The organism is Streptomyces niphimycinicus (assembly GCF_018883605.1).
Taxonomy (GTDB): Bacteria; Actinomycetota; Actinomycetes; order Streptomycetales; family Streptomycetaceae; genus Streptomyces; species Streptomyces niphimycinicus.
In genome coordinates, this window is the sequence record NZ_JAHLEM010000816.1 from 1 (window position 1) to 756 (window position 756).

1 protein-coding gene is annotated in these 756 nt (G+C 70.4%); it reads left to right on the forward strand.

Annotation, left to right across the window (positions count from 1 at the left end; all coding sequences use genetic code 11):
• On the forward strand, positions 1 to 756 hold a 756-nt coding region (locus tag KN815_RS43335), incomplete at both ends, for an SdrD B-like domain-containing protein (protein WP_301184699.1).

A 756-nucleotide genomic window follows, 5' to 3' on the forward strand; every position in this document is an offset into this window, starting at 1 on the left:
GGGTTCGGTAAGGCCGGTGGGCTCGGCGATATCGCCTACGAGGCGGCGAACGCGCCGATCCAGATCGGCAACCGGGTGTGGTTCGACGGCGACCACAATGGGATCCAGGATCCCGAGGGCCGCAACGAAGTGCCGCTGCCGGACGCGACGATCAACCTGCTGGACGCCGACGGCAAGCAGGTCGCCACGACCAAGACCGATGCCGCCGGCGAGTACTACTTCGGTGGCGTCGGCGCCGCCTACGAGCTCAAGCCGGGTGCGAAGTACACGGTGCAGTTCGACGTGTGCACCGCGGACACCGAGAAGGTGCCGACCCAGCCGCCGGCCACCAAGCTGCGGTTCACACTCCCGCGGGCCGGCGCCAACCGGGCACATGACTCGAATGTGACCCCGCCGACGACCGGGCGGCTGTGCAACGGACGCGCACCTGTCACCGCCCCGGACAAGCCGGGCGAGGTCGATCACACGATCGACGCCGGCGTGTACATCCCCAAGCAGAAACCACCGACTCCCACGCCGACGCCCACTCCGTCGTCGCAGCCGCCGACCTCTGAGCCGCCCAACAATCCGGGCCCCCAGTCCGGCGGAGGCTCAGGGACAGGCGGAGGCTCCGGGACCAGCGGAGGCTCCGGAACAGGTGGCGGCTCGGGGACTGGCGGCGGCGGTGGCTCGCTGGCCAACACAGGTGCGTCCGGCCTGCTGAAGATCATCTCCCTCAGTGCCCTGCTGGCCGGTGCGGGCGCGGCAGCCGCGTTC